The sequence below is a fragment of the Kitasatospora sp. NPDC047058 genome, assembly GCF_040643935.1.
Classification (GTDB): domain Bacteria; phylum Actinomycetota; class Actinomycetes; order Streptomycetales; family Streptomycetaceae; genus Kitasatospora.
Genome location: NZ_JBEYVJ010000629.1, coordinates 1 through 2,928, shown reverse-complemented (window position 1 = coordinate 2,928; position 2,928 = coordinate 1). Strand labels below are relative to the sequence as shown.

3 protein-coding genes are annotated in these 2,928 nt (G+C 76.7%); 2 read left to right on the top strand and 1 reads right to left on the bottom strand.

Annotated features, from left to right (window positions below; all coding sequences use genetic code 11):
- Positions 1-300 precede the first annotated feature (300 nt).
- On the top strand, positions 301-474 hold the full coding sequence (locus ABZ885_RS38530; protein WP_360199461.1) for a hypothetical protein: 174 nt from the start codon (positions 301-303) through the stop codon (positions 472-474).
- Positions 475-608: 134 nt separating this feature from the next.
- Here the strand turns inward: ABZ885_RS38530 and ABZ885_RS38525 are convergent, their stop codons facing one another.
- Complete coding sequence (locus ABZ885_RS38525) at positions 609-1,706, bottom strand: alcohol dehydrogenase catalytic domain-containing protein (RefSeq protein WP_360199459.1); 1,098 nt, start codon at positions 1,704-1,706, stop codon at positions 609-611.
- A 240-nt stretch (positions 1,707-1,946) separates the two neighbouring features.
- On the opposite strand from ABZ885_RS38525, the gene ABZ885_RS38520 reads away from it, so the two are divergent.
- Positions 1,947-2,600, top strand: a complete 654-nt coding sequence (locus tag ABZ885_RS38520) for a class I SAM-dependent methyltransferase (protein ID WP_360199457.1) — start codon at positions 1,947-1,949, stop codon at positions 2,598-2,600.
- The last annotated feature ends 328 nt before the right edge of the window (positions 2,601-2,928 follow it).

Here is a 2,928-nt window from a genome sequence, read left to right as displayed (position 1 = left end):
GGGGATCGGCGCACTCGACATCGGCACCGGGCAGGGGACTCCACCGCCGGCCGGTGGGCCACCGGCCGGGGTCCGCCGGCCGCGCGCGGTGCCGTGCCGCCCGCCGGGCGGGCCGTCGTGATCTCGATAGGATCTCGCCCGGTCCGGCCGTTATGGTGGCACGGGCCGTGATCACCGGCTCCGGGCGCAGCCCACCGGCTCCTGTTCCCGCCGGTCACGCCGGTCACGTGCCCGACCACACCCGCCGGCGCCCGCCAGGCGCCGACGCTTTCGCACCCTCGTACGGAAAAGACGGTTCTGATGTCCGACACCCTCACCGACACCACCGGCCCCGCGACCACCGGGACCGACGCCGACGGGACCACGGCCGAGGACACCGCGTCGCACGGCCGCCACCGCGGCCGCTCCGCCGCCGACGACCGCCCCGAGGCCGACCCGCACGGCCGGCACCGCGCCGCCGCCTGGCAGGGCTGAGCCTCCGGCCGGGATGCGTCAGGGCCCGCCGGGTGTGCACCCGGCGGGCCCTGTCACGTCCTGCGGACCCTGTCACGTCCTGCCGGCGCCGGCGCGTCCGGCGGGGCCTCTCCACCCGGCGGGGGCGGTGCCGCTCAGCCCAGCGTCACGACCGTGCGCAGCGCCTCGCCGCCCCGCATCTGCGCGATGGCGTCGTTGACGTCCGCCAGCCCGACCCGGTGGGTGACCATCCGCGCCAGGTCGATCCGCCCGGCCCGCCACAGGTCCACCACCAGCGCGATCGTGCGCGGCACGGGCGCCCCGCCGTACAGCGAGGGCAGCAGCCGCTTCTCGTTGAAGAACAGCTCGCCCATGGTGAACTGCGCGAGGTCGTCCTGCGCCCCTGCGCCGATCACCACCACCGCGCCGCCGCGCCGCGCGGCGTCGTACCCGGCGCGGACGGTGGCCGACCGCCCGACCGCCTCGAAGACGTAGTCGAACCCGCCGCCCGGCAGGCCCTTCGCGAAGGCCTTCAGCTCCTCGGGGGCGAGCGCGTCGGTGGCGCCGAAGGCCAGCGCCCGTTCCCGCCGCGAGGCGACCGGGTCGACCACCGCGATCCGGCCCGCGCCGCAGACCCGGGCACCCTGCACGGTCGCGACGCCCACCCCGCCCGCGCCGATCACCGCGACCGACGCCCCGGGCTCGACCCGCGCCGTGTGGACGGCGGCGCCGACGCCGGTGGTGACCCCGCAGCCGATCAGGGCCGCCAGTTCGTACGGGAGGTCGGCGGGGACCTTGATCACGGCGTCCTGGTCGACCACCACCTCCTCGGCGAACGAGCCGGTGCCGTAGAAGCCGGAGGCCTCGACCGCCCCGCCCGGCTCGTCCGCGCCCCCGAAGCGGAAGCCCGGGGCGCCGAGCCGGCGCAGGCTGGCGATGCAGAGGTGACCGCGGCCGTGCTCGCAGTGGGCGCACCGGCCGCACGGCGCCATCCAGCAGAGCACCACCCGGTCGCCGGCCGCGACGCCGGTCACGCCCTCGCCGGTCTCCAGCACGTCCCCCGCCCCCTCGTGGCCGGGCACGAACGGCGCGGGCTGCGGCAGGACGCCGCTCATCGCCGAGAGGTCGGAGTGGCAGAGGCTGGCCGCCCGCAGGCGGACCCGCACCTTGCCGGGGCCGAAGCCGACCGCCACCACGTCGTCGCGGACGTCGAGCGTGTCCTGGCCGGTCTTGTGCAGGATGGCTGCGCGCATGGGCTGCTCCCGGATTCCCCGCGGATCGGTGGTCGCGCCGATTCTGGCACGCCCCGTCCACCCGGACTAGAACACGTTCCACCTGCGCGTCCACCTGCGCGTTCCACTGCCCGTCCACCAGCGGTTCCGCCCGCGGGCACCGGGCGCGGGGCGGGTGGGGACGGCGGGGCGTACCGTCGAGTAGGGTCCGACGGCAAGCACGGAGTACCGACCGAACGACCGCCCGGCAAGGAGCCGCACATGTCCGACCTCCTGGAAGAGACGCGCCCCGGGGCCGAGGTGCTGGCGGCGTTCGAGGGCGCGACCGGGTTCATGCCGGTGGACGAGGGGCTGGCGCTGTACGCGGCGGCGGTGACGGCGGCGCGGCGGACCGGGCTGCCGGTGCTGGAGATCGGCACCTACTGCGGGCGCTCGGCGATCCTGCTGGCGGCGGCCGCCCGGGAGACCGGCACGGTGGCGCTGACCGTCGACCACCACCGGGGGTCCGAGGAGCAGCAGCCCGGCTGGGAGTACCACGACCCGACGCTGGTGGACCCGGAGGTGGGCCGGATGGACACGCTGCCGCGGTTCCGCCGCACCCTGCACGCGGCCGGGCTGGAGGACCACGTGGTGGCCCTGGTCGGCCGGTCGCCGCAGATCGCGGCGCTGTGGGGCGGGCGGCTCGGCCTGGTCTTCATCGACGGCGGCCACACCGACGAGCACGCGACCGGGGACTACGAGGGCTGGGTGCCGCACCTGGCCCCCGAGGGGCTGCTGGTGGTGCACGACGTCTTCCCCGATCCGGCGGACGGCGGGCAGGCGCCGTACCGGGTGTACCTGCGGGCGCTCGCCGAGGGGTTCGAGGAGGTCTCGGTGACCGGTTCGCTGCGGGTGCTGCGCCGCACCACCGCCTGATCCGGCCGGGCCGGGATCCGCGGACCCGCCCCACCGGCGATCACGGATGCTCTAACGTCGTGCCGGGGCCGTCGGACGGGGGGTTCGAACGGTACGGTGTCCGCGCGGCGCCGACGGGTGCCGTCGGCGTACGAGAAGCGGCACATCGGCAGAGCACCAGGCAGATCATCCGGGCACACGGTGGGGGCTAGAGCGCAATGACGGACCAGCAGAACACCGCTCCGGCGGTCTGGGACCCGACCGCGCGCGGCGGTGCCGGCGGCTGGGTCCGCGGCCCGCAGCCGCCGCCCGCCGCCGGGCCCGCCCAGGGCCCCGCCGTACCGCCGGC

Coding starts and splice junctions, on each gene's coding strand:
- ABZ885_RS38520 (WP_360199457.1), top strand. CDS start 1,947: ATGTCCGACCTCCTGGAAGAGACGCGCCCCGGGGCCGAGGTGCTGGCG.
- ABZ885_RS38530 (WP_360199461.1), top strand. CDS start 301: ATGTCCGACACCCTCACCGACACCACCGGCCCCGCGACCACCGGGACC.
- ABZ885_RS38525 (WP_360199459.1), bottom strand. CDS start 1,706: ATGCGCGCAGCCATCCTGCACAAGACCGGCCAGGACACGCTCGACGTC.